The organism is Xanthomarina sp., assembly GCF_035306705.1.
Classification (GTDB): domain Bacteria; phylum Bacteroidota; class Bacteroidia; order Flavobacteriales; family Flavobacteriaceae; genus Xanthomarina.
Window position 1 is genome coordinate 1 of record NZ_DATGNO010000038.1, and the last position, 21,669, is coordinate 21,669.

At 35.2% G+C, this 21,669-nt stretch carries 20 protein-coding genes; 9 read left to right on the plus strand and 11 right to left on the minus strand.

Annotation, left to right across the window (positions count from 1 at the left end; all coding sequences use genetic code 11):
- Positions 1 to 8: 8 nt before the first annotated feature.
- Positions 9 to 671: a DUF4294 domain-containing protein gene (locus VKY47_RS03120; protein WP_324310273.1), complete on the minus strand. Its 663-nt coding sequence runs from the start codon at positions 669 to 671 to the stop codon at positions 9 to 11.
- 146 nt (positions 672 to 817) lie between these two features.
- On the opposite strand from VKY47_RS03120, the gene VKY47_RS03125 reads away from it, so the two are divergent.
- Both VKY47_RS03125 and VKY47_RS03130 read left to right on the plus strand, forming a co-directional pair.
- A complete protein-coding gene (locus VKY47_RS03125; RefSeq protein ID WP_324310275.1) occupies positions 818 to 1,906 on the plus strand; it encodes a M42 family metallopeptidase in 1,089 nt (362 codons plus the stop codon).
- A gap of 150 nt (positions 1,907 to 2,056) precedes the next feature.
- Positions 2,057 to 2,611: an NUDIX hydrolase gene (locus VKY47_RS03130; RefSeq protein WP_324310277.1), complete on the plus strand. Its 555-nt coding sequence runs from the start codon at positions 2,057 to 2,059 to the stop codon at positions 2,609 to 2,611.
- 436 nt (positions 2,612 to 3,047) lie between these two features.
- Here VKY47_RS03130 and VKY47_RS03135 read toward each other — a convergent pair whose 3' ends face one another.
- Positions 3,048 to 4,028, minus strand: coding sequence for a helix-turn-helix transcriptional regulator (locus VKY47_RS03135; protein WP_324310279.1), 981 nt, complete (start codon positions 4,026 to 4,028; stop codon positions 3,048 to 3,050).
- A 90-nt stretch (positions 4,029 to 4,118) separates the two neighbouring features.
- Here VKY47_RS03135 and VKY47_RS03140 point away from each other — a divergent pair, with 90 nt between their 5' ends.
- The 6 genes from VKY47_RS03140 (at position 4,119) to VKY47_RS03165 (ending at position 11,715) form a co-directional block, all read left to right on the plus strand.
- Positions 4,119 to 5,375, plus strand: a complete 1,257-nt coding sequence (locus VKY47_RS03140; RefSeq protein WP_324310280.1) for a flippase — start codon at positions 4,119 to 4,121, stop codon at positions 5,373 to 5,375.
- 13 nt (positions 5,376 to 5,388) lie between these two features.
- The gene (locus VKY47_RS03145; protein ID WP_324310283.1) at positions 5,389 to 6,063 is read left to right on the plus strand and encodes a PrsW family intramembrane metalloprotease; all 675 of its coding nucleotides are present in this window, start codon (positions 5,389 to 5,391) and stop codon (positions 6,061 to 6,063) included.
- A gap of 136 nt (positions 6,064 to 6,199) precedes the next feature.
- Complete coding sequence (locus VKY47_RS03150; RefSeq protein WP_324310284.1) at positions 6,200 to 6,688, plus strand: acyl-CoA carboxylase biotin carboxyl carrier protein subunit; 489 nt, start codon at positions 6,200 to 6,202, stop codon at positions 6,686 to 6,688.
- 123 nt (positions 6,689 to 6,811) lie between these two features.
- Positions 6,812 to 8,254: an acetyl-CoA carboxylase biotin carboxylase subunit gene (accC, locus tag VKY47_RS03155; RefSeq protein ID WP_324310286.1), complete on the plus strand. Its 1,443-nt coding sequence runs from the start codon at positions 6,812 to 6,814 to the stop codon at positions 8,252 to 8,254.
- Positions 8,255 to 8,366: 112 nt separating this feature from the next.
- Positions 8,367 to 9,908, plus strand: coding sequence for an acyl-CoA carboxylase subunit beta (locus tag VKY47_RS03160; RefSeq protein WP_324310288.1), 1,542 nt, complete (start codon positions 8,367 to 8,369; stop codon positions 9,906 to 9,908).
- Positions 9,909 to 9,984: 76 nt separating this feature from the next.
- The gene (locus VKY47_RS03165; RefSeq protein WP_324310291.1) at positions 9,985 to 11,715 is read left to right on the plus strand and encodes an APC family permease; all 1,731 of its coding nucleotides are present in this window, start codon (positions 9,985 to 9,987) and stop codon (positions 11,713 to 11,715) included.
- Here the strand turns inward: VKY47_RS03165 and VKY47_RS03170 are convergent.
- The 9 genes from VKY47_RS03170 to VKY47_RS03210 all read right to left on the minus strand — a co-directional run bounded on the left by VKY47_RS03170 (position 11,708) and on the right by VKY47_RS03210 (position 20,918).
- Entirely contained in the window at positions 11,708 to 12,334 is a 627-nt protein-coding gene (locus VKY47_RS03170; RefSeq protein ID WP_324310292.1) for a MarC family protein, read from the minus strand. The two genes, VKY47_RS03165 and VKY47_RS03170, sit on opposite strands and share 8 nt — an antisense overlap.
- A gap of 144 nt (positions 12,335 to 12,478) precedes the next feature.
- Positions 12,479 to 12,856, minus strand: coding sequence for a hypothetical protein (locus VKY47_RS03175; protein ID WP_324310293.1), 378 nt, complete (start codon positions 12,854 to 12,856; stop codon positions 12,479 to 12,481).
- Positions 12,857 to 12,860: 4 nt separating this feature from the next.
- Positions 12,861 to 13,274: a GreA/GreB family elongation factor gene (locus VKY47_RS03180; protein WP_324310294.1), complete on the minus strand. Its 414-nt coding sequence runs from the start codon at positions 13,272 to 13,274 to the stop codon at positions 12,861 to 12,863.
- A 22-nt stretch (positions 13,275 to 13,296) separates the two neighbouring features.
- Positions 13,297 to 14,589 carry a Glu/Leu/Phe/Val family dehydrogenase gene (locus tag VKY47_RS03185; protein WP_324310295.1) on the minus strand — a complete coding sequence of 431 codons (1,293 nt, stop codon included), beginning with the start codon at positions 14,587 to 14,589 and terminating at the stop codon, positions 13,297 to 13,299.
- A gap of 390 nt (positions 14,590 to 14,979) precedes the next feature.
- On the minus strand, positions 14,980 to 16,308 hold the full coding sequence (locus tag VKY47_RS03190; protein WP_324310296.1) for a sigma-54-dependent transcriptional regulator: 1,329 nt from the start codon (positions 16,306 to 16,308) through the stop codon (positions 14,980 to 14,982).
- 3 nt (positions 16,309 to 16,311) lie between these two features.
- Positions 16,312 to 17,412: a sensor histidine kinase gene (locus tag VKY47_RS03195; protein ID WP_324310297.1), complete on the minus strand. Its 1,101-nt coding sequence runs from the start codon at positions 17,410 to 17,412 to the stop codon at positions 16,312 to 16,314.
- Positions 17,413 to 17,421: 9 nt separating this feature from the next.
- Positions 17,422 to 18,432: an NADPH-dependent aldehyde reductase Ahr gene (ahr, locus tag VKY47_RS03200; RefSeq protein ID WP_324310298.1), complete on the minus strand. Its 1,011-nt coding sequence runs from the start codon at positions 18,430 to 18,432 to the stop codon at positions 17,422 to 17,424.
- Positions 18,433 to 18,498: 66 nt separating this feature from the next.
- Positions 18,499 to 19,113 carry a DEAD/DEAH box helicase gene (locus VKY47_RS03205; RefSeq protein ID WP_324310300.1) on the minus strand — a complete coding sequence of 205 codons (615 nt, stop codon included), beginning with the start codon at positions 19,111 to 19,113 and terminating at the stop codon, positions 18,499 to 18,501.
- 32 nt (positions 19,114 to 19,145) lie between these two features.
- Positions 19,146 to 20,918 carry an ABC transporter ATP-binding protein gene (locus VKY47_RS03210; protein WP_324310302.1) on the minus strand — a complete coding sequence of 591 codons (1,773 nt, stop codon included), beginning with the start codon at positions 20,916 to 20,918 and terminating at the stop codon, positions 19,146 to 19,148.
- Positions 20,919 to 21,309: 391 nt separating this feature from the next.
- Here VKY47_RS03210 and VKY47_RS03215 point away from each other — a divergent pair, with 391 nt between their 5' ends.
- Positions 21,310 to 21,633 carry a phosphoribosylpyrophosphate synthetase gene (locus tag VKY47_RS03215; RefSeq protein ID WP_324310305.1) on the plus strand — a complete coding sequence of 108 codons (324 nt, stop codon included), beginning with the start codon at positions 21,310 to 21,312 and terminating at the stop codon, positions 21,631 to 21,633.
- Positions 21,634 to 21,669 lie beyond the last annotated feature (36 nt).

The window sequence follows — 21,669 nt, forward strand, 5'->3', positions numbered from 1 at the left end:
TGTGTTTTTTATTTCAGCCATTTTTCAGATAATTCTAAAAAGTCGAATTTTATAGCAGCATCTTGCCTTTCTAATGTTCCACTTTGGAAATTTCGTTGTAAGACATCCTCAATTAGATAATCTTCTTTTACGTTCTCTGGATCGTAAACTTCTTTCAGGGAAATATTAAATAAGTTTGCCGTACTATTAAACCAAAAGGCGCGCCATCCACTTCGTAATCTCTTTATTAAATCGAAAGTGGTTTCGCCAGTTTGCCTATAGATAAGTTTTACTAAAATCTGACCTTCGGTTCTTGTTAATTTCTTGAGTTCTTCAGCAAATTCATCTTCAATATAATTTTGAATAATCTTTGCGTATCTTTTCTGATCCCGTTTCTTCGTAATCGAAGCCATGCGTTCGTTTAAAGACTCCAAGCGTTCGGCGGCCAATTTGGCATAGGGATAAACTTTTATGGTTTTTCGTCTTAAAATTAAATAACGTTTTCGGTCCTCATTGCTATCAAATTTAAGTTTATGAAGCAGTAGCACTTCATTTAAATTAATAGCAGTATGTGGAATCGAATCTCCTTCAAAAAAAATATACTCCACATCTTGATCATCAGTTTCAAGAGAATCTATCTGACTTTGAGCAAAAAGAGGTAAACAGACAAGTAGGTAAACTAGTTTTTTCATAGTCATTTTCCATAGAAATGGAAATATATATTTTTCAACTTATTATATCTAAAATCATTCCAATACAGTGGTAAAATTAATAATTTACCAAAGCATTAACCCTAAAATACTATTAATATTATTATTTTAGTGCAAAATAATTTAACATGGCAAAAAAGAGCATTTTAAATAAAAAATCAATGGATTTTTTAGAGACATATTTAAACAATGCAGCTCCAACCGGTTACGAGTGGGAAGGGCAAAAAATATGGATGAAGTATTTAGAACCTTATGTGGATGAGTTTATTACAGACACCTACGGATCTGCAGTTGGAATTATCAACCCAAAAGCAAAATTTAAAGTTGTTATTGAAGGACATGCCGACGAAATTTCGTGGTATGTAAACTATATTACGGACAACGGATTAATTTATGTGATTAGAAATGGAGGAAGCGATCACCAAATTGCACCTAGTAAATTGGTAAATATCCACACCAAGAAAGGGATAGTAAAAGGTGTTTTTGGTTGGCCAGCCATTCATACAAGAGATAAAGCAAAAGAGGAATGTCCGAAACCAGATAATATTACTATAGATGTTGGCGCTAAGGACAAAGCGGAAGTAGAAAAAATGGGAGTCCACGTGGGTTGTGTGATTACGTATCCAGACGAATTCCATATTTTAAATAACGATAAATTTGTATGTCGTGCCTTAGACAACAGAATGGGCGGATTTATGATTGCTGAAGTGGCGCGCTTACTTCATGAAAATAAAATAACCTTGCCTTTTGGTTTATATATTACCAATTCGGTACAAGAAGAAATTGGTTTACGTGGAGCCGAAATGATTACTCAAACCATCAAGCCAAACGTAGCTATTGTAACAGACGTGACGCACGATACATCTACACCAATGATCGAAATGAAAAAAGAAGGTCATTTGGAAATCGGTTTAGGTCCTGTAATTGCCTATGCCCCTGCTGTACAACAAAAACTAAGAGATTTAATTACGGATACCGCCGAAGAAAAGAAAATTCCTTTCCAACGTTCTGCACTTTCTAGAGCGACTGGAACAGATACAGATGCTTTTGCTTATAGCAATGGTGGCGTAGCTTCGGCATTGATTTCCTTACCGCTTCGTTATATGCATACTACCGTAGAAATGGTACATAGAGACGATGTGGAAAACGTGATTAAACTTATTTACGAAACGCTTTTAAAGATTGAAGACGGCGAAACATTTTCGTATTTTAAATAAACAGCTAAGCTGTCATTGCGATACCTTTAGGTCGTGGCAATCTGTAACTTCAAATTATCATCATTGAATAAACAGATTGCCTCTTGATCTGGAGTCAACCAGACTCTTTGTCCTATAAAGGCAGGCTTACAATGATAGTTTTATTTTTATATGGACGAACTTATAGACATAGTCACCAAAACTGGCAAACCCACTGGTAAAACAGCCTTAAAGTCTAAAATTCACAGCAAAGGCTATTACCACAACACAGCCCATATTTGGTTTTACACCAAGGATGGACAAATTTTATTGGCACAACGCGCTGCCACAAAAACCATTTATCCTTTGCTTTGGGATATCTCTGTGGCTGGACATGTGGATGCTGGAGAAACCATAGAACAGGCAGCTATTAGAGAAACTCAAGAGGAAATTAGTTTAACCATTTCTGAAACCGATTTACAGAAAATTGGTGTGTTCCCTTGTTTTCAAAGCTACGAGAATGGGATTATTGATAATGAATTTCACCATACATATCTTGCAGAATTAAAAGTTCCACTTAAAAAATTAAAACCCCAACCTGGAGAGGTTGAGGCCTTAGAGTTAGTCACAGTAGAAACCTTTAAGTCCCTCTTGGTTAATAGCAATACCAATTCTTATTTTGTGGCTTCAAACCGCGACTATTATGAGAAAGTTTTAAAAGCGATTTTCATGAGACTCTCTTCATAGTTTTATTTTCTCAAAAGTAATTTTATGATGGGTAAAATCTGTTTCTTAATTAACAACCAAATCCTCCTCTGAAACTTTTTCCCAATTATGAAAAATCACTTCAGTGTTATTTTCTAAAGTCTTACAAACAGTACTTGTGTTAAGCTGCGAAGTTATCGTGTCGTTTTTGTAAATCTCACATGTTCTGCATTTGTAGGTCGCCATAAATTTTTGAATTTTTAGGTTATACTTTAATTTCCATTGTAAATCTATTTGCTAAACAGACAAAACCTGTCCGTTTCAAAACAGATTATTAACAACTTGTAAATTACAATGTATACTTTCGCTAAATACTTGGGAAAACAAAAAGTAAGAAGTAATCAAAACTATAAGAATTCTGGAAGACGTACTAATTAATCAGAATTGTTAACTTTAACATAAAAATCAACTAAAGTATCTACCCATAATACCCAAGCATCAACTCCAAATGATGCTTTACATAAGCTTTAACATGCAGCGGACTCACCACCTTTACCCAAAGATTATACTTTAAAATATCCATTAAAAACTCATAGTTGGGTTCTAAATATACTTTTATTTCACCCCAAATATTTGGATTACTATAATCTAAGGAATCTGTATCGACTTCTTTGGGATGCGCCACAATTTGTTGGGAATGATGCAAGGGATTACTCTCCAAATACTTAAAATGATGATTTGCCACTTGAATATGAATCCATTCTGCTGGCATCTCTGTTTTTAAAATGCCGATAACATTTTTAAAATATGCTTTATGATTAAAAAACACAGGCTCCTTTACCTGTTGCTTACTAATGGACAACGACTTCATCCGATCGTCCAAACAAAAGGCATAAAAACCATAAGTTTCGTTATGCGCCATTAAATACCAAGCCTTGTTGATTTCTTTAATGTGCAAGGGCTGAAAAAAACCTGCAATGGTTTGAAAACCATTATCATCGTACCAACCGTGATAATTAATTTCAATTAAAAACTGTTGTTCTATGGCATGAATTAGAGGCACCAAATCTATTTGTGAACCTAAAGAACTGCGCGCTGTAGTAACATAGGCTTTCCATGCATGTGCATGATGATGCAAGAGATAAAGCTCCGTTTTCTCATAAACTTCTTTTAAGGCATCGCTTACTTCATAACTATCCACATAATATCCATAATGGCGTTTGTGCAAAATAACAGCTTGATAATAGGACTTAATTTTGTCCAAATCACGCTTAATGGTTTTTTGGCTATGCTGATTTAATTTGTCGTAAAGAAGATCATCAAGATTATCTACGCGCAACTGATCCAGAACCTTTTGTAAATCTACCAAAGGCACATATCCGTTTTTTTCAACCCCATAAACTTTAGGGTTTGAAATAATACGCAAAATATAATAGCGACGAAGAAACTCTGGAGTCATGTGGTGGTTTGAGAAACGAAAGTAATAATAAACTTTGAAACCATTAATAGGTAGTTGGTTTTTATATATTTGAAAACCTAAACATATTTCATGACATCGGTTTTTAGTAAAAAAGATTTTATTGCAACCAAATGGTTTACCATCGAAAAACTCATACAACTTATTACAGGAGTCCTGATTGTTCCTCAAATTTTCAGTATGTTGGGTACTGTCGATATTGGAAAACTCCAATTTGTGGAATCGGTTTTGGGCATGTTTACGCCTTTGTTCTTTTTAGGATTATCTGCTATCTGCATTAGGGAAATTGTATTTAACCCGAAACGTAGTCAGCTTATTTTAGCAACAGCTTTTTATCTGCGTCTTATAAGCTGGATCGTTATTTTTATAGGGATTATAGTTTACTTTAATTTTTCCAAAAGTAGCCCGCTAAAAGAATTGTATTTTATTATTGCCATTAGTTATCTCTTTAAACTTACCGATGTTTTCGAGTACTATTTATTGGCAAAAAAATGGACTATGATTATTTTCTTTAGCAAAATCATCAGTTTAATAATTATTGTTGCTTTACAATATTATGGGGTTAAAAATCAGTTTGGAGTGTCTTATTTTGCCAAACTTATCGCTTTAGATTTCTTCGTTCAGGGCTTCATTTATATCCTTATTTTAAAACACTATAAAAAGCTTGAATTTAAGCAATGGATCTTTTCTTGGGATTTAGGAAAGTCCTTGTTGAAGATGTCCTTCCCTTTAATAATTTCCAACGGTTTAATTGTGTTTTACATTACCATAGACGAATTGTTTTTAAAGTATTTCATTGGAGATCATGCCAATGGAATATTTGCTAGTGTGCAGTTTTTAGTCATAGCTTTGAGTTGGAATATTGGTTTTTCTATTGTCAATGCCTTGTATCCTTCTTTAGCCGAATCCTTTCAAAATAACACCTTGCTTTATTTCAAAAAAATAAAACAATTGTTTAAAATCATGTGTGTTTTAGGAGTGTTAATTGGTGGTTTTTACACACTTTTTGGAGCTGCTATTTTAGATATTTATTTTACAGAAAGCTATGCCGAAGCAAAAACCCCATTATTGATTTTCTGTTGGGCGCCATTATTTGTTTTTATAGGCATGATTTACGAAAAACATCTAATCAATACAGGCAATTTACAAAAAAACGTCTATCGGTTTATACTTGGCTGTGTGTCGAACGTGATTTTATGTTATTTACTAATTCCTGTTTGGGAGGTTACAGGTGCTGCCATAGCTGTTTTAGCAAGTCATTTTATTACGAACATTGCCTATATTTTTCTAGATAGAGAAAGTAGAATGCAAGTCGTATCTATTTTTTAATTATTTTTGATTTATGAATCTACTTATCGCTGCCCTTGCTCCTGTCCTTGCCATTATTCTCTATGTTTATTGTAAAGACGAATACGAAAAAGAACCGCGTAGACTGTTGTTATACAATTTTCTATTAGGTGCTATTGTTAGTATTTTAATAGCCACCGTTTTGTACTATGGTTCAGATATTTTCATCACTTTAAACGATGAGTTTAGTGTGGTCCAACAATTCTTTAAAGCCTTTCTTATTGTTGCAGTCATCGAAGAGTTCAGCAAATACATCATTGTCCGTTATTTTGCCCAACCTCATAAAGAATTTAACGAACCTTATGATGGCATCATCTACGCTGTTATGGTTTCCATGGGTTTTGCCGCTACCGAAAATATCATGTATGTTATTGAAGGTGGATATCATGTGGCTGTTTTAAGAGCTTTTACTGCGGTTCCAGCTCATGCGACTTTTGGTGTGCTTATGGGCTATTTTATGGGAAAAGCAAAATTTGCCAAAAACCCATCTAAATATAATTTATTAGGACTTTTTCTAGCCGTGCTATTTCATGGTGCCTACGATTTTTTCCTGTTTATTGATTTCATTCCTGGAATTTGGATTGGTGCTTTTGTTTCTTTAGCTCTTGGGCTATATCTTTCTAGCAAAGCGATAAAAGCCCATCAGAAGAATTCGTTTTTTAAAGTCTAGGGCGTAAAGGTTTGTAAACCCTATTGGAGATTGGTTTTCGGAATTTATCCGCACGTTCATAACTTTAGCAAAGACGAGGAATTTAGTTTTCATCAAGCTAATTAATTCATATATTTACATCTCAAATTAAAAAAATATGAGTCCATCTTATAAAGTGAATGTGAACGCCAAGTTCGATTTTGATATCACTTCCCAAGAAATTTCAAAGCTTGATGCTATTGCAATTTCTTCCTCAGAATTTCATGTGTTACAAGAAAACAAATCTTATACCTGTGAAATGATCAACTCCCATTTCAATACAAAAACATATCAGGTAAAAGTCAACAACAATACGTATAGCATCAACATCTTTAACAATTTAGACCTTCTAATTAAAGATATGGGCTTTGAGGTTGGCGCTTCAAAAATAGTCAACGAAATTAAAGCACCCATGCCTGGATTGATTTTAGATATCCACGTAAAAGTTGGACAAGAAGTGAAGGAAAATGATCCGCTTTTAATTCTTGAAGCCATGAAAATGGAAAATGTTTTGACTTCTCCAAGACATGGTGTCATCAAATCCATTTCCGTGAACAAAGGGGATACGGTAGACAAAAACCAACTATTAATTGAGTTTGGTGCCTAATACATAATTAAATTAAAAACTATTCGTGCACCTGCCTATTGGAAGACAGGTTCGTGGTAAAAAAGATCTTATAGTTATTCTAAATAAATAAAACCCCTTCTCTTCGGGAAGGTTAGGATGGGAATGAAAAAAATACTAGTAGCAAATAGAGGAGAAATAGCCATTCGCGTGATGCGAACTGCAAAAAAAATGGGCATTAAAACAGTTGCGGTTTATTCTACGGCAGACAGACATGCGCCTCATGTTAAATATGCAGACGAAGCTGTATTAATTGGAGAAGCGCCTTCTAGTCAGTCCTATTTATTAGGCGATAAGATTATAGAAGTTGCAAAAAATTTAGAAGTAGATGCCATCCATCCAGGTTATGGTTTTTTAAGTGAAAATGCACATTTTGCCGAATTATGCGAAGAAAATAACATCATATTTATTGGTCCTAAATCCAAGGCCATTAAAATTATGGGTTCTAAATTAGCTGCTAAAGAAGCAGTTAAAGCCTATAATATTCCTATGGTTCCTGGAACGGACGAAGCCATTACAGATATTGCCATTGCTAAAAACATTGCCAAGGAAATTGGTTTTCCTATTTTAATAAAAGCGTCTGCTGGCGGTGGAGGAAAAGGCATGCGTGTGGTTGAGAAAGCAGCAGAATTTGAATCTCAAATGGAACGCGCCATTAGCGAAGCTGTCAATGCTTTTGGCGATGGCTCTGTGTTTATTGAAAAATACGTGAGTTCTCCAAGGCATATTGAAATTCAGGTCATGGCAGATTCACATGGTAATATCATTCATTTATTTGAGAGGGAATGTAGCATTCAACGTCGCCATCAAAAAGTTATAGAAGAAGCTCCTTCATCTGTTTTAACTCCCAAATTACGCCAGCAAATGGGTGAAGCTGCTATAAAAGTAGCCAAATCCTGTAACTACCTTGGTGCAGGAACTGTGGAGTTTTTATTGGATGAAAACCTCAATTTCTATTTCTTGGAAATGAACACCCGTTTGCAAGTAGAACATCCCGTTACCGAATGGATAACTGGCACCGATTTGGTGGAATTGCAAATTCGTGTGGCACGAGGAGAAGCTCTTCCTATAAAACAAGAAGATTTAAAAATTAAAGGTCACGCCTTAGAATTACGTGTTTATGCTGAAGACCCTTTAAACGATTTTCTACCTAGCGTCGGAAATTTAGAAGTTTATAAATTACCGGTTGGAAAAAACATTCGCGTTGATAACGGTTTTGAAGAAGGTATGGACGTGCCCATTTATTACGACCCGATGCTTGCTAAATTAATAACTTATGGCGAAACTAGAGCCGAAGCCATTGAGCTTATGATTAAAGCCATCGAGAACTATCAGGTAGAAGGTATTCAAACCACCTTGCCCTTTGGAACTTTTGTATGCCAACATGAAGCCTTTAGATCGGGACATTTCGACACGCAGTTTGTAAAAAAATATTACTCCCCAGAAGCTTTAATGGAGAACCAACAAATAGAAGCTAAAATTGCAGCTACTTTGGCTTTAAAACAATATTTAGAAGATCAGAAACTATTACGAGTTCCTTTGAAGTAGGATTTAGTGTTCAGTCACAGGAAACAGGTATCAAATTATAGTATCACAATCAGCTTTGCGCTCCAATCTGCCAAAAGGCAGGTTAGCGACTTTGCAAGAAAAGACAATAAAAATGAATTCAAAAATAAAAACCCTCAACGAAAAACTAGCTGAAGCTCATTTAGGTGGTGGACAAGTTCGTATAGATAAGCAACACAAAAACAAAAAATTAACCGCTAGAGAGCGTGTTAACTACCTGTTGGACGATGGTTCGTTTGAAGAAATTGGTACTTTGGTAACTCATAGAACCAAAGACTTTGGCATGGAAAAACAGAAGTTTTATGGCGATGGCGTGGTGACAGGTTATGGAACCATCCATGGGAAATTGGTTTATATTTTTGCTCAAGATTTTACTGTTTTTGGTGGTTCTTTATCCGAAACTCATGCCGAGAAAATCTGTAAGATTATGGATTTGGCCCTAAAAGTTGGAGCACCAATAATTGGACTAAATGATTCGGGTGGCGCAAGAATTCAAGAAGGAGTTCGCTCACTTGGAGGTTATGCCGATATTTTTTACAGAAACGTTCAAGCATCGGGAGTTATTCCTCAAATTTCTGCCATCATGGGACCTTGTGCAGGAGGCGCTGTTTATTCGCCAGCTATGACAGATTTCACGATGATGGTTGAAGGTACCAGCTATATGTTTGTTACAGGTCCAAACGTTGTTAAAACAGTGACAAACGAAGAAGTGACTTCCGAAGAACTTGGAGGCGCAAGTACACATTCCACCAAATCTGGAGTAGCACATATTACCTCTTCCAACGATGTGGAATGTTTAGAAGATATAAAAAGATTGTTGAGTTATTTACCTCAAAATAATACAGAAACTCCCCCACTCCTACCTTTTGAATTAAAAGACGAGCTAAGAGAAAGCCTGTCGGATATTATTCCAGATAATGCCAACAAACCTTACGACATGCACCAAGTAATTTCTGGTATTATCGACGAAGACTCGTTTTACGAAATCCATAAAAACTATGCTGAAAACATCCTTGTTGGATTTGCCCGTTTAGGAGGAAGAAGTGTTGGAATTGTTGCTAATCAGCCCATGTATCTTGCTGGGGTTTTAGATGTAAACAGTGCCAAAAAAGCCGCTCGTTTTGTACGCTTTTGCGATGCCTTTAACATTCCTCTTTTAGTATTGGAAGATGTACCAGGATTTTTACCGGGAACAGACCAAGAATGGAATGGTATTATCGTCCATGGCGCTAAATTATTATATGCTTTTAGTGAAGCAACCGTTCCAAGAGTAACGGTTATTACTAGAAAAGCTTATGGTGGCGCTTATGATGTAATGAACTCCAAACACATTGGGGCCGACATGAACTTTGCATGGCCAAGTGCCGAAATTGCTGTTATGGGAGCTAAAGGTGCCGCTGAAATTATCTTTAAAAAAGAAATTAATGCTGCCAAGGATCAAGAAGCGAAATGGAAAGAAAAGGAAGCCGAATATGCCGACTTATTTGCCAATCCATACAGCGCAGCAGAACGTGGTTTTATAGACGAAGTTATTTTGCCAAAAGACACCAGACGCAAATTGATTAAGGCCTTTTCTATGCTGGAAAACAAAGAAGTAACCAAACCTAAACGCAAGCATGGAAATATTCCATTATAAAATATTTAACGCCAACTTGTAAAAAAAATCCTTATTAATTTTCTACCTTTAAGTACCTATTCTAATAAACTTAAAGATGAAAAAGCGTTTAAATGAATTAGCTGCAACTGCTATTTGTGGTAACGATATAAGTTCATCCTGTTTATATGTTTCTGGCTTGGCCATTGTTTACGCTGGACAATATGCTTGGATTTCCTTATTAATGGTGGCCGCTATACTTTATTTATTTCGAAAAATCTATGGAGAAGTTGTTGGCGCTCTTCCATTAAATGGTGGTGCATACAACGCCTTATTAAATACCACCAAGAAATCCACGGCTTCCTTTGCTGCTACCTTAACGGTTTTATCCTATATGGCAACAGCCGTTATTTCCGCCAGCGAATCGATTAAATATGCACACAGCTTATGGCATAGTATTCCTGTAATTTATACCACTATTGGACTATTAGCTGTTTTTATGGTCATTGTGATTTTAGGAATTGGCGAATCGTCGAAAGTAGCCACTGGAATATTTATTTTTCATCTGAGCTCTTTAACGCTTTTGTGCTTGTTTTGTGGGGTGTTCTTGTTTCGAAACGGATTGGACAATCTGTTTGTCAATTTTAAAAATCCCATCGAAGGCAGCATCACTACTGCCCTATTCTTCGGGTTTGCTGCAGCCATGCTTGGGATAAGTGGCTTTGAGAGTTCGGCCAACTATGTAGAAGAACAACAAGATGGCGTATTTCCAAAAACACTTAGAAATATGTGGATTATTGTTACCATTTTTAATCCCTTAATCGCATTTTTGGCTTTGGCTATTTTACCTATGGCCAGTATTGACACCAACAGCGAAACCTTACTGTCCTTTATGGGACAAACTTCTGGAGGAAATTGGTTGTTTTATATTATTTCAATAGATGCCGTTTTAGTATTAAGTGGGGCCGTTTTAACATCATTTGTTGGCGTTGGGGGCTTAGTAGAACGCATGACTTTGGATCGAATCCTTCCTAAATTCCTAATAAAAAAGAATAAAAAAGGTAGTTCATACATTATTTTTATTTGTTTTTTTATTCTTTGTGTTACCATTTTACTTTTTACACATGGTAATCTAAAAGCCTTGGCAGGTGTTTATACCATTGCTTTTTTAAGTGTTATGATTTTATTTGCAATTGGGAATATTTTACTGAAAATAAATAGAAAGCATTTACCCCGACCAGAGAAAGCTAGTATTGGAGCTTTGTTTTTTGGAATTGTTGGCGTGCTATTAGCTCTTTTGGGAAATATGGTTTTAAATCCGCCGTATTTAAGCATCTTTAGCCAGTATTTAATTCCTACCTCTCTAGTAGTTATTTTTATGCTCTATAGAATCCGAATCCTAAAAATGTTCTTAGGTTTATTGGCCTATTTCATTCCTTCGAATACGCCTGTTTTTAAGAACATCAATAAGTTTGTTCAAAATAAAATAAGACGTATTAATAGTCAAGAATTTGTGTTTTTCACCAATCATGACAATGCTTCAACTATTAACAAAGCCATCTTATATATTATTAAAAACGAACATACGAGACGGCTTAAAATTGTTGCTGTTTTGCAACCTGGTTTTTTTGTACCACCAAATTTAAAAACAGATATAGATGTTTTAGATCGGGCGTACCCAAATATTCATATAGAATTTGTTGAAGAGCAAGGTCATTTCGATCCTGATAAAATTAAGGAGTTATCCAAAAAATATCAAATTCCAATAAATTTCATGTTTATTGGATCTCCTGGAGATAAATTTCCATATAGAATCCAAGAACTTGGAGATGTACGACTTATCATATAGTGGATAGTATAGACACCACCGAGCTTATAATATACTCCACTCCAATAGCAATAACGATAAATCCAATAATTCTTGATAGAGCGTTAATTCCGGAGTCTCCTAGGAATTTCACAATTAAATGTGCACTTTTTAAAATAAAATAAATAGCCAAGGACGCCGCAAAAATGGCACCCACAATAATTAAGATTTCTTCAGTTAATTTGTATTCTTGATTATAAGCAATCAACAGAGAGATAGTTCCAGGGCCAGCCAACATAGGTATGGCTAAAGGCGTTAACGATATCGGATCTCTATTTTCAATAATTTCTTTTACGCGATCTCGTTTAATTCCCTTGTGTTCTCTAAACTTACCTGTTAATAATGCAAAACCAGAAGTTGCAATAATAAGTCCTCCAGCAATCTTTAAAGCGTTTAAGCTAATTCCGAAAAAGGACAGGATAAACTTTCCCACGAAAAAGGACAATAACAAGATGGCTAAAACATCAATAGCCGTCCAAAAAGCAGTTACTGCTCTTGCTTTTTTCGAATAATCATTAGTTAATCCAACAAAGATGGGAACCGTGCCTAAAGGGTTCATTATCGAAAAAAGGGCTCCAAAACTTAATAAAAATAACTCCATGTTTTTTATTGCAAAATCAATACTATTTACTTGATTGTATGTTAATTAAACTTTACCAAAAGCTGTTATTTATGTTAAATTAGAATAGCCACAAGAACCTATGTTCCCGTGGCTATTTAAATACAAACTAACAAACTAATGTATTTAATCCAAAATTTTTAAATAAACTTCACTTTTTATAATTCTATAATCTTCAATGTGTTTCACATATTTAGCACAAATAATGCCATGCTGATTGATATAAAACAAATCGCATTCCAAATCATCACATTCACGAAAACTATCTATAGAAGTTTTATAGTTATATAGTTCGCTCAGTAAAGCCGAATTAAGCTCATTTTTCTCTAAAAGTTGGTCTCTTAAAACTTTATCACCAATTTTATTAGATGCTATTTTAGTTAACCAATCGCATTCGTTGGTTATATAACTTAGGTGAGAAATCCAAATATTTAGATCTTGCAATCGCTTTGCTTGGATAATCTCTTCATCTGTATCATGCGAAAAAAACGTATTTAATTCCATTTTATTATTTGATTTGATTACTTTCTACTTTTACTTGTTTCACTTCTTTAATTTCCAGAGACTTTGCTCCTCCAGGAAATTCCCAGTCAATAACATCGCCTTGTGCATAACCCATGACAGCTAAACCCATAGCAGTTAATACAGATAATTTTTTATCAGAATAATTGCTCTCTGTTGGTGATACTAGTTGAAAGTTATTCTCCCAGCCATCACCTGATATGACAGTAACTTCAGAATTAAATCTAATCACATCCTCTGGCATCTCCTCTTCATCAGAAACAATTGCAGACTCTAACTCATTTTGCAATCTTAGAACCGAATTTTTTCTTGACGCATCTTTATGATTTCCTGATAAGCTTAGAAGTCGTTTTAAAGTCACGAACTCCTTCTTTTCTAATATTAAACTTCCGTATTTCATAATAAAAAAATTAAATTATCAATTATGGGAAAATACCTCTTTGGATATAAGCTTTTTCAATACGCTCGATAGCTATTACATAAGCTGCAGAACGCATGTCCAGTTCTTTTTCCTGTGATGTTTTTAATACTCTTCTAAAAACCTCAGCCAATTTCTTGGTAATTTTTTCTAGAATTTCATCTAGTTCCCAAAGTTCACCGTTTCTGTTTTGTAGCCATTCAAAATAACTTCCAATAACACCTCCCGAATTACATAAAATGTCTGGAATAATAGCAACTCCGCGGTCTAATAATATTTTTTCTGCTTCTACAGTGGTTGGTCCATTTGCCCCTTCTGCAACTAAAAAAGCTTTGATATTATTTGCATTTTCTTCAGTAATTTGGTTTCCTAAAGCAGCTGGAATACAGATATCGCAATCTAAGCTAAAGAAATCTTCTTTATTTATTGCTTTTCCGTTAGAGTATCCAACAAGGCTTCCGTGGTTGCCTTTAATATATTCTGTTAAGTTTTCAGCTCCTAATCCTTCTGGATTTGCAATAGAACCAAAAGCATCTTGAACACCTACTAATTTAGCTCCGTCCAATTCCAAGAAATGTGCAGCCCAGTAGCCTACGTTTCCAAAACCTTGAACAATAAAAGTTTTATCTTTTAAATCGATGTTTTTATGTTCTGCCCAAAATTTGATGTTTAAGTACACACCAAAACCAGTAGCTCTATCACGCCCTTCCAATCCTCCAGATCCAACAGGTTTTCCTGTTACTACGTGTTGGTTTTTAGAACGTTCAGATGGCGATTTAGTAGACATGTACGTATCTGCAATCCAAGCCATTGTTTGCGAGTTGGTATTAACATCTGGTGCAGGAATATCATGTTCCGGTCCGATGTTTTCACCTAAAGCATACGTAAAACGTCTTGTAATACGCTCTAACTCAGAAAGTGAATATTTGTTTGGATCAATTTGGATACCACCTTTAGCTCCACCATAAGGCAAACCAGCTAACGACGTTTTCCAAGTCATCCACATAGCCAATGCCTTTACAGAGTCGATGTCGATAGTTGGGTGGTATCTTAAACCTCCCTTGTATGGACCTAGTGCATTGTTATGTTGAACTCGGTAGCCTTTAAAAACTTCCACTTCACCATTATCCATTCTTACTGGAAAATGAATGATTAATTCATTGTTTGTAACCGCAAGTATCTTTTTGATATTTGGGTTAAGGTCAACCAAATCTGCAGCATGATTAAACTGCTCCATAACATTCTCTAACATGCCCTGCTTTGGTTGTTCTTTTTTCACTTCTTTTGTTAATGCCATTTGTATTTAATTTAATTAAGTTCTTTAGATCTATTTTTCTTTGATACAAATTTGAACTCTTTTGTTAATGTTTGGGGTTGATTATTTTGTTCGAAGTCCTTATCTAATTTATATTCACTACAAGACCAAATAAAGTTTTTGTTTAATGTTAAACTACAAGAATCTACGTACTTGCATGTCTTACATAAACTTCTATCCGTAGTGGTCATAAATTAGTTTTTATAATCTGTACTACTTAGGGCAACTCTCGTGCCAGTCTTTTAAATGTTTTAAACAAAACGCCTTAACACCTTGTTTATGAAGTGATTGTATTTTATTTGTGTTTTACAACAAATACGACAACTGAGTAATTTTTACCCACTTGAGGTATATACTCCCTGTAATTTAGGGTTATTTAATTTTTTCACTTAATGTTTTCCTATCTATTTGAAGAATTTTTGCCGCTTGTGTTTTATTGTTGTTCGTGGCTTTTAATACTTTTAAAATATGATTCTTCTCCACGTCCTTTAAAGGTAGAAGTTCGCTTTCGTTTGGAAAATCAATTTTATATTTCAAATATTCAGGCAAATCCTTCACCTCTACTTGTTTATCGCACATAATAATTGCTTGTTGCAGTACATTTTCCAACTCACGAATATTACCAGGCCACGAATAACGTTCTAATATCTGTAAAGCTTCTGGCGAAATATTAATCAAACGGTCTTTATATTCAACACCATACTTAAACAAAAACTTTTCGGTTAACATGGCCACATCTTCCAATCGCTCTCGCAAGGGAGGCACATGAATTTGTACAACGGTTAACCTATAGTATAAGTCTTCTCTAAATTTATCTTTTTTTATAAGTTCTTTTAAATCTATGTTGGTGGCTGCGATAAGTCTAACATCAATTTTTTCAACTTTCTGAGATCCCAACCTGGTCACTTCCTTTTCTTGTAAAACCCTTAAAAGTCTTAATTGGGTGGCCATGGAGGCATTGCCTATTTCATCTAAAAACAAGGTGCCTTTATTGGCTGCCTGAAAGAATCCGTTTCTATTTTCGGTAGCACCTGTAAAAGAACCCTTGGTGTACCCAAACAATTCTGCTTCCAGTAAGTTTTCTGGAATGGCACCACAATTAACAGGAATAAAAGGAGCTCTGGCATATTTACCTAAATAATGGATAGAACGAGCTACCAATTCCTTTCCTGTACCACTTTCGCCAGTAATAAAAACGGTTGCTTTATTGTTTTTTACGCGTTCTATTATTTCAGTGACTCTATTTATAGCCTCAGATTTCCCTATTAGCTCGCCAAAAGAAACAGCATCTTCTGTCTTATCAGTTTTTTCGGGAATGTGTTTTTGAGGTTTTAATTCTAAGGATTTAGATACGGCTTTTTTTAGTTCGTCTTTGGTAAAGGGTTTGGTTAAATAGTCCATAACGCCAGATTTCATAGCCTCTAAAGCGCCATCAACAGATGGATACCCAGTAACTACCAATTTAGGGATTTCAGGATAATGCTCAGACACGTATTTTACGAGCTCCAAACCATCGACTCCCGGCATTTTAAGGTCTGTTATTAACAAATCTATGTTCTTGTCCTTTAAAATCTCTATAGCTTCTTTTACAGAGATGGCTTTATAGGTATGATAATTTAAAGATTGTAAGTGACGTTGGATAAGTTCTAAAATATGAATATCGTCGTCGACCAATAATATATTTTCCTTTTTTAGACTCATCGATTAATTTTTAGGTAGCTTAATGATAAAAATAGTGCCTTTAGGTTTGTTTGGTTCAAAAACAATGGTGCCTTTATGACTTTTAACAATTCCATGTACCACGCTTAAACCAAGACCAGATCCTTCTCCTACTGGTTTTGTGGTGAAAAACGGATTAAATATGTTTTCCGAGCTGTCCATTTTAATTCCAGGACCTTGGTCCGATATTTTTAAAATAACCATTTTTTCCGTATCTGAAACTTCCACATGAATATGTCCGTCTTCCGGTGAAAAATAAATAGCATTAATAACCAAGTTAAAAATAACTTGCGTGAGTTGAATGGCATCCACACGCAAGAGAATTTCTTCTTTTTCTATTTCAACATGACAGTGAATATCCTTTTTAGTGAAATTAGGATTTAGAAGTCCAATAGCATCTTCTATAATAGGAACGATGTTTAAAAATTCCATTTGGTGGGGCATATCGCAGGAAAAAAACATAAGTTTTTTAACAACTTCCCTGGAATAGATAGCACTATTGATTATTTTATCTAAATCTTTTAAAACTGGTAGATTGCCTTTAAATTCATCCTTCAACAACTCGGTATAACCCAGAATGTTTGCTAAGGGCGTGTTCAATTCATGCGCGATTCCTGCTGTAATCTCGCCCAAAATCCCCAATCTATCTGCCCGTTCGATCTGTCTTCTGGTTAAGGCTTCGCTTTCTATAATTTGTTTTCTTTCAAACAGATTTCCAATTTCTAATGCAATTTTGTTTAACAGTCGGATCTCTTCATTTAAAAAAACATTCTCGTTATATTTTGATTTTGTATATCCTACTTTTATGGAGCCAATAGGAATGTTAAAGGTTTTTATAGCAGAAATAATATATACATTTTCCGAAGAATGTTTTCCTGCAGAAATAATTTCATCTTCAATTTTAAGTTCTACCGAAGCTTCCTTCGGATTTCTTATGGCTTCTTGCAAACTGTAGGCAATGGCATGCCATGTAGGTTCCAAATTATCTAAATCGGAGTTGGCAATAAAGGAGCTCACGTTGTATAAACAAGTTAATTCCTTGATACGTTCTTTTAATTTATCTTCTGTGGAAATTAATGGTGTCATCTTTTAAATTTAGGATACTTTTAAAACAATTCTATATCTCGCTTTTCCATTTTCTAAATGCGCTATGGCTTGATTGACATCTTCCAGTTTAAACTCTTCAACGGTTGGATAAATATTATGCCTTACACAAAATTCTAACATGGTTCTAGTTAAAACAATACCTCCCAAAGGACTTCCTCCAACGGATTTTTCGCCACCTATTAATGAAAATGCTGGAATGGCCATAGGTTCTAAAACACCTCCTACGGTATGGAAATGACCTTTTGGTGCCAAGGTTTTTAAATAGGAATTCCAATCTAAAGTAACATTTGTTGTGTTTAATATAAAATTCAAACGTCCATGAATACTTTTTAAAGCTTCTGGATTGGTGGAATCTATGACTTTAGAAGCTCCCATTTTTAAAATTTGTGCTTCTTTATCTGGATGTGAAGAAAAGGCTACAACCTCGCAACCCCATGCTTTTAAGAATTTTATAGCCATGTGGCCCAATCCTCCAATACCAATAACTCCCACACGATCTGTAGGTTTTACATTGGCTAAAAAAATAGGATTAAAAACCGTAATTCCTCCACAAAGTAAAGGTCCTGCTTTGGCTAAATCGATACCGTCTGGCAAAGCTATGGCCCAAGACCAATGACTGCGTATATAATTTGCAAAACCACCATGTCTTCCAACAATGGTTTGCTCGGCAGTTTGACATAAATGCTGACTGCCATCCATACATTGGTTGCAGTGCATACAGGATCCGGAAAACCAGCCCAAACCTACTTTATCACCTATTTTTAGATTTTTTACTTCTTTGCCAAGAGCTACAATCTCTCCCACGATTTCATGTCCTGGAACGAGAGGATATTTGGTCGTGCCCCAATCATTGTTAAGCATGCTTAAATCGGAATGACAAAGCCCACAATAATGAATTTTTATATCGACTTGATCTGAAGCTAATTCAGGAAGTTGGTAGGTAAATGTTTCTAATTTGGAGCCTGAACTTAAAGCAGCATAAGCTTTTACGGTTCTCATATCAAAGCAAGTTTTAGTGGATATAAAGATACATATTTAAGAACAGTTCTATAAAAGCAAGAGGTTTTATTTCATGGAAACCATTTGTGGATGAAACATGAATTTCTCCTGCCATCTATCAAAACGTTCGTCATATTTTGTTGAAAAAACAAGATATTGACATCTCTCTAAACTCTCAGGTAGCCTAGACACATCGCTTAAATGCGTGCCTCTAAACAAAAATTCGGCATCATCAACTATAAACATTTGTAGTTGTCTAACGTTTACGTTGTTCATAAAAAATAACTTATTAAAACGCTTAGGAGTGGTAATTAAAATATCGATTCCGTTGAAAAGTTCGTCGCGTTGTATGTCTATATTGTGCTCTTCGTATACGCCATATAAACGCAAATCTGTTTTTGCTGTAAACTTTTTAAATTCGCTTTCCAACTCTAAAACAGCTTCCTTATCCCGAACAAAAATGATGGCTCGTGGCGCATCTTCAAAAGCTTCGCCATTTAATTTCTGAATCACACCTAGAATCAAAGCTGTGGTTTTTCCAGAACCTTTTGGTGCAATTCCAAACAAATGGGAACCAGACTTAATTTTTGAAAGTGTTTTTTTCTGAAAGGGCAAAGGAGTTTCAAACCCTTGTTTTTTAAGAGCTTCTTGAAGTGGATCGATTAATTTTTTAAAAGGCATAATTTATTTAATTGTTAACAAAGATACTTTATTTATATTTTTGCTTGATAGGTATAGAGGTCGAAATATCGGCCTTGCTTTGCAATTAACTCCTCGTGCGAACCTCGCTCTGCAATACGACCCGCTTCCACCACTAAAATTTGATCTGCTTTTTTTATGGTACTTAATCTGTGGGCAATAACTATAGTGGTTCTGTTTTTAGTTAATTCGGATAAACTTTTCTGAATCAAGCCTTCACTCTCCGTATCTAAATTAGAAGTGGCCTCATCTAGAATAATAATCTTCGGATCTGCCAAAATAGCTCTTGCAATGGCCAATCTCTGACGTTGTCCTCCAGAGAGTTTGACGCCTCGTTCGCCAATTAAGGTGTCTAGGCCGTCATCGAACCTATCAGTAAACTCATTGACATAAGCTGCTTTTACAGCGTGTTGAAGTTCTTCTTCTGACGCATTGGGTTTAGGGAAAAGTATGTTTTCTCGAATGGTACCTTCAAATAAAAATTCATCTTGTAAAACAACTCCTAAATGCTGTCTATAACTACTTAGATTTACTTTGGATAAATCCTGATGATCTATAGTGACCATTCCAGATTTCGGATTTAAAAAAGTAGCCACCAAACCAGCAATGGTCGATTTTCCTGAGCCTGAACTTCCAACTAAGGCTGTTACCGAGCCAGGAGGTGCCGTAAAATCAATATTGTGCAACACTTCTTTATCTTCTTCATATTGGAAGGACACATCTTTAAATTCTAAATGGCCATCTATTTTATCTAGAATGATGGTTCTGTTTTCTGAATCTTCTTCAGTAGTCATATTCATCAATTCTTCTGTTCTATCAAGTCCTGCCAAGGCTTCGGTAAGCTGACTTCCTATATTGCTCATTTGCACGATGGGCGCAATCATAAACCCTAATAACAAGGTGAAGGACAAGAAATCCCCCACGGTCAATTCACCCATCATAATTTTGTAACCTCCAATTCCCATAATTCCTGTAGAAGCAATTCCTAATAAAAAAGTAGAAGTACTGGTCATTATGGCCGTAGCTGTCAGACTTTTTTTAACGTTTTGGAAAAGTCTCTCTACGCCTTCTTCAAAGGCTTTATTTTCTTGCTCTTCAGCATTAAATGCTTTTATAACGCGAACACCTGCCAAAGTTTCTGTAAGACGGCCAGTAACTTGTGCGTTAATAACTCCTCGCTTTCTAAAAATTGGTCGGATATACCCAAAGGCCTTTAAGGCTATAACTCCGAAAATAGCCACGGGAACCAGAACAAATAGTGTCATAGATAAACTAATGTTTACCAACAAAATTAATGAAATAACTGCTGTAATAGTACCTCCTACCATTTGCACCAACCCAGTACCAATCAAGTTTCTAACACCTTCCACATCGGTCATGATTCTAGAAACTAATTCCCCAGATTTGGTGTTATCAAAAAATCTAATGGGCAAGGAAAGCACCTTCTTTTGTACTTGAGCCCGTAATTCACTAATTAAATATTGGGCTTGAACACTTAATATTTTAGTGAGTAAAAAAGAAGTTATGGATTGCACCAAAATGGCAATTCCTACTATTAATAGCAAATTGTACAGTTGGTCGTAGTCTTTATTTGGAATCACATCATCTAATAAAGCCTTACTCTTCCACGGTAAAACCAGACTTGACAAGCGACTTAAAACAATAAGAATCAATCCTATAAAAACCAGGTTTCGTCTTGGCCAAATTATGGTTTTAAAAGCCTGAGCTATAGTAACTTTCTTTTTTTTGTCCTCGGACGTTTTCGTTTTATTTTTATAATGCTGCATGAAATGATTTGTAAAGTGAAGGGACAACCTTAGTTTAGAGCGAAAAACGGGCAATAAATATGCCATCTTGTATTGTTATGACATATTAGCAATAGTCAAATTAATTTATTTAGAACAATTCTAAGATATTAATGATTTTCCATTTTTAAAACCTATTTTTTTAGTAATTTTATAGGGAAACAATTAGAATCCCAGCCAGCTAAGTAAACACCCTTTCTATAGGAACAGGTATTTAAATGTTAGGTAAAACATCGGTCTCATTGGGTTTTATTAAGTTTGAGTATAATAAACATTATTGAAGCCGGTATTGGTGACCAAACTGGTTATTGTAAATTAATTGGTTTTTAACGGTGAAACACAAAAATTAAATAGTAATTAAAAGAATATAGGCATGCAACAAAAAAGTTACGATACCGTAAGCGAGGCCACAAACGACCTACTTCAACGAGGATATACAACTAATTTTTCTTTAATGACCGATGATGAATGTTTGGTTTGCCACAAAACTTCCATACAACTGTCGCCAGACGACTTTGAAATTGACGAAATCCACAGATTTGAAGGCATGACAGATCCTGGAGATGAAATGATTGTTTATGCCATCTCCTCTCCCAAATATAATATGAAAGGCGTTGTGGTAAATGCCTATGGCATGTATGCCGACAATAGCGCGTCTGCCATTGTTAAAAAGTTAAGTAGAGCAGAAAAACTATAGTTCTATTAGGATTTAGGTTACTTCTCAGGCACGAGT

Coding starts and splice junctions, on each gene's coding strand:
- VKY47_RS03195 (WP_324310297.1), bottom strand. CDS start 17,412: ATGACACCATTAATTTCCACAGAAGATAAATTAAAAGAACGTATCAAG.
- VKY47_RS03150 (WP_324310284.1), top strand. CDS start 6,200: ATGAGTCCATCTTATAAAGTGAATGTGAACGCCAAGTTCGATTTTGAT.
- ahr (WP_324310298.1), bottom strand. CDS start 18,432: ATGAGAACCGTAAAAGCTTATGCTGCTTTAAGTTCAGGCTCCAAATTA.
- VKY47_RS03210 (WP_324310302.1), bottom strand. CDS start 20,918: ATGCAGCATTATAAAAATAAAACGAAAACGTCCGAGGACAAAAAAAAG.
- VKY47_RS03160 (WP_324310288.1), top strand. CDS start 8,367: ATGAATTCAAAAATAAAAACCCTCAACGAAAAACTAGCTGAAGCTCAT.
- VKY47_RS03135 (WP_324310279.1), bottom strand. CDS start 4,028: ATGACTCCAGAGTTTCTTCGTCGCTATTATATTTTGCGTATTATTTCA.
- VKY47_RS03215 (WP_324310305.1), top strand. CDS start 21,310: ATGCAACAAAAAAGTTACGATACCGTAAGCGAGGCCACAAACGACCTA.
- VKY47_RS03140 (WP_324310280.1), top strand. CDS start 4,119: ATGACATCGGTTTTTAGTAAAAAAGATTTTATTGCAACCAAATGGTTT.
- VKY47_RS03170 (WP_324310292.1), bottom strand. CDS start 12,334: ATGGAGTTATTTTTATTAAGTTTTGGAGCCCTTTTTTCGATAATGAAC.
- VKY47_RS03190 (WP_324310296.1), bottom strand. CDS start 16,308: ATGAGTCTAAAAAAGGAAAATATATTATTGGTCGACGACGATATTCAT.
- VKY47_RS03125 (WP_324310275.1), top strand. CDS start 818: ATGGCAAAAAAGAGCATTTTAAATAAAAAATCAATGGATTTTTTAGAG.
- VKY47_RS03165 (WP_324310291.1), top strand. CDS start 9,985: ATGAAAAAGCGTTTAAATGAATTAGCTGCAACTGCTATTTGTGGTAAC.
- accC (WP_324310286.1), top strand. CDS start 6,812: ATGAAAAAAATACTAGTAGCAAATAGAGGAGAAATAGCCATTCGCGTG.
- VKY47_RS03185 (WP_324310295.1), bottom strand. CDS start 14,589: ATGGCATTAACAAAAGAAGTGAAAAAAGAACAACCAAAGCAGGGCATG.
- VKY47_RS03180 (WP_324310294.1), bottom strand. CDS start 13,274: ATGAAATACGGAAGTTTAATATTAGAAAAGAAGGAGTTCGTGACTTTA.
- VKY47_RS03130 (WP_324310277.1), top strand. CDS start 2,057: ATGGACGAACTTATAGACATAGTCACCAAAACTGGCAAACCCACTGGT.
- VKY47_RS03175 (WP_324310293.1), bottom strand. CDS start 12,856: ATGGAATTAAATACGTTTTTTTCGCATGATACAGATGAAGAGATTATC.
- VKY47_RS03145 (WP_324310283.1), top strand. CDS start 5,389: ATGAATCTACTTATCGCTGCCCTTGCTCCTGTCCTTGCCATTATTCTC.
- VKY47_RS03205 (WP_324310300.1), bottom strand. CDS start 19,113: ATGCCTTTTAAAAAATTAATCGATCCACTTCAAGAAGCTCTTAAAAAA.
- VKY47_RS03120 (WP_324310273.1), bottom strand. CDS start 671: ATGAAAAAACTAGTTTACCTACTTGTCTGTTTACCTCTTTTTGCTCAA.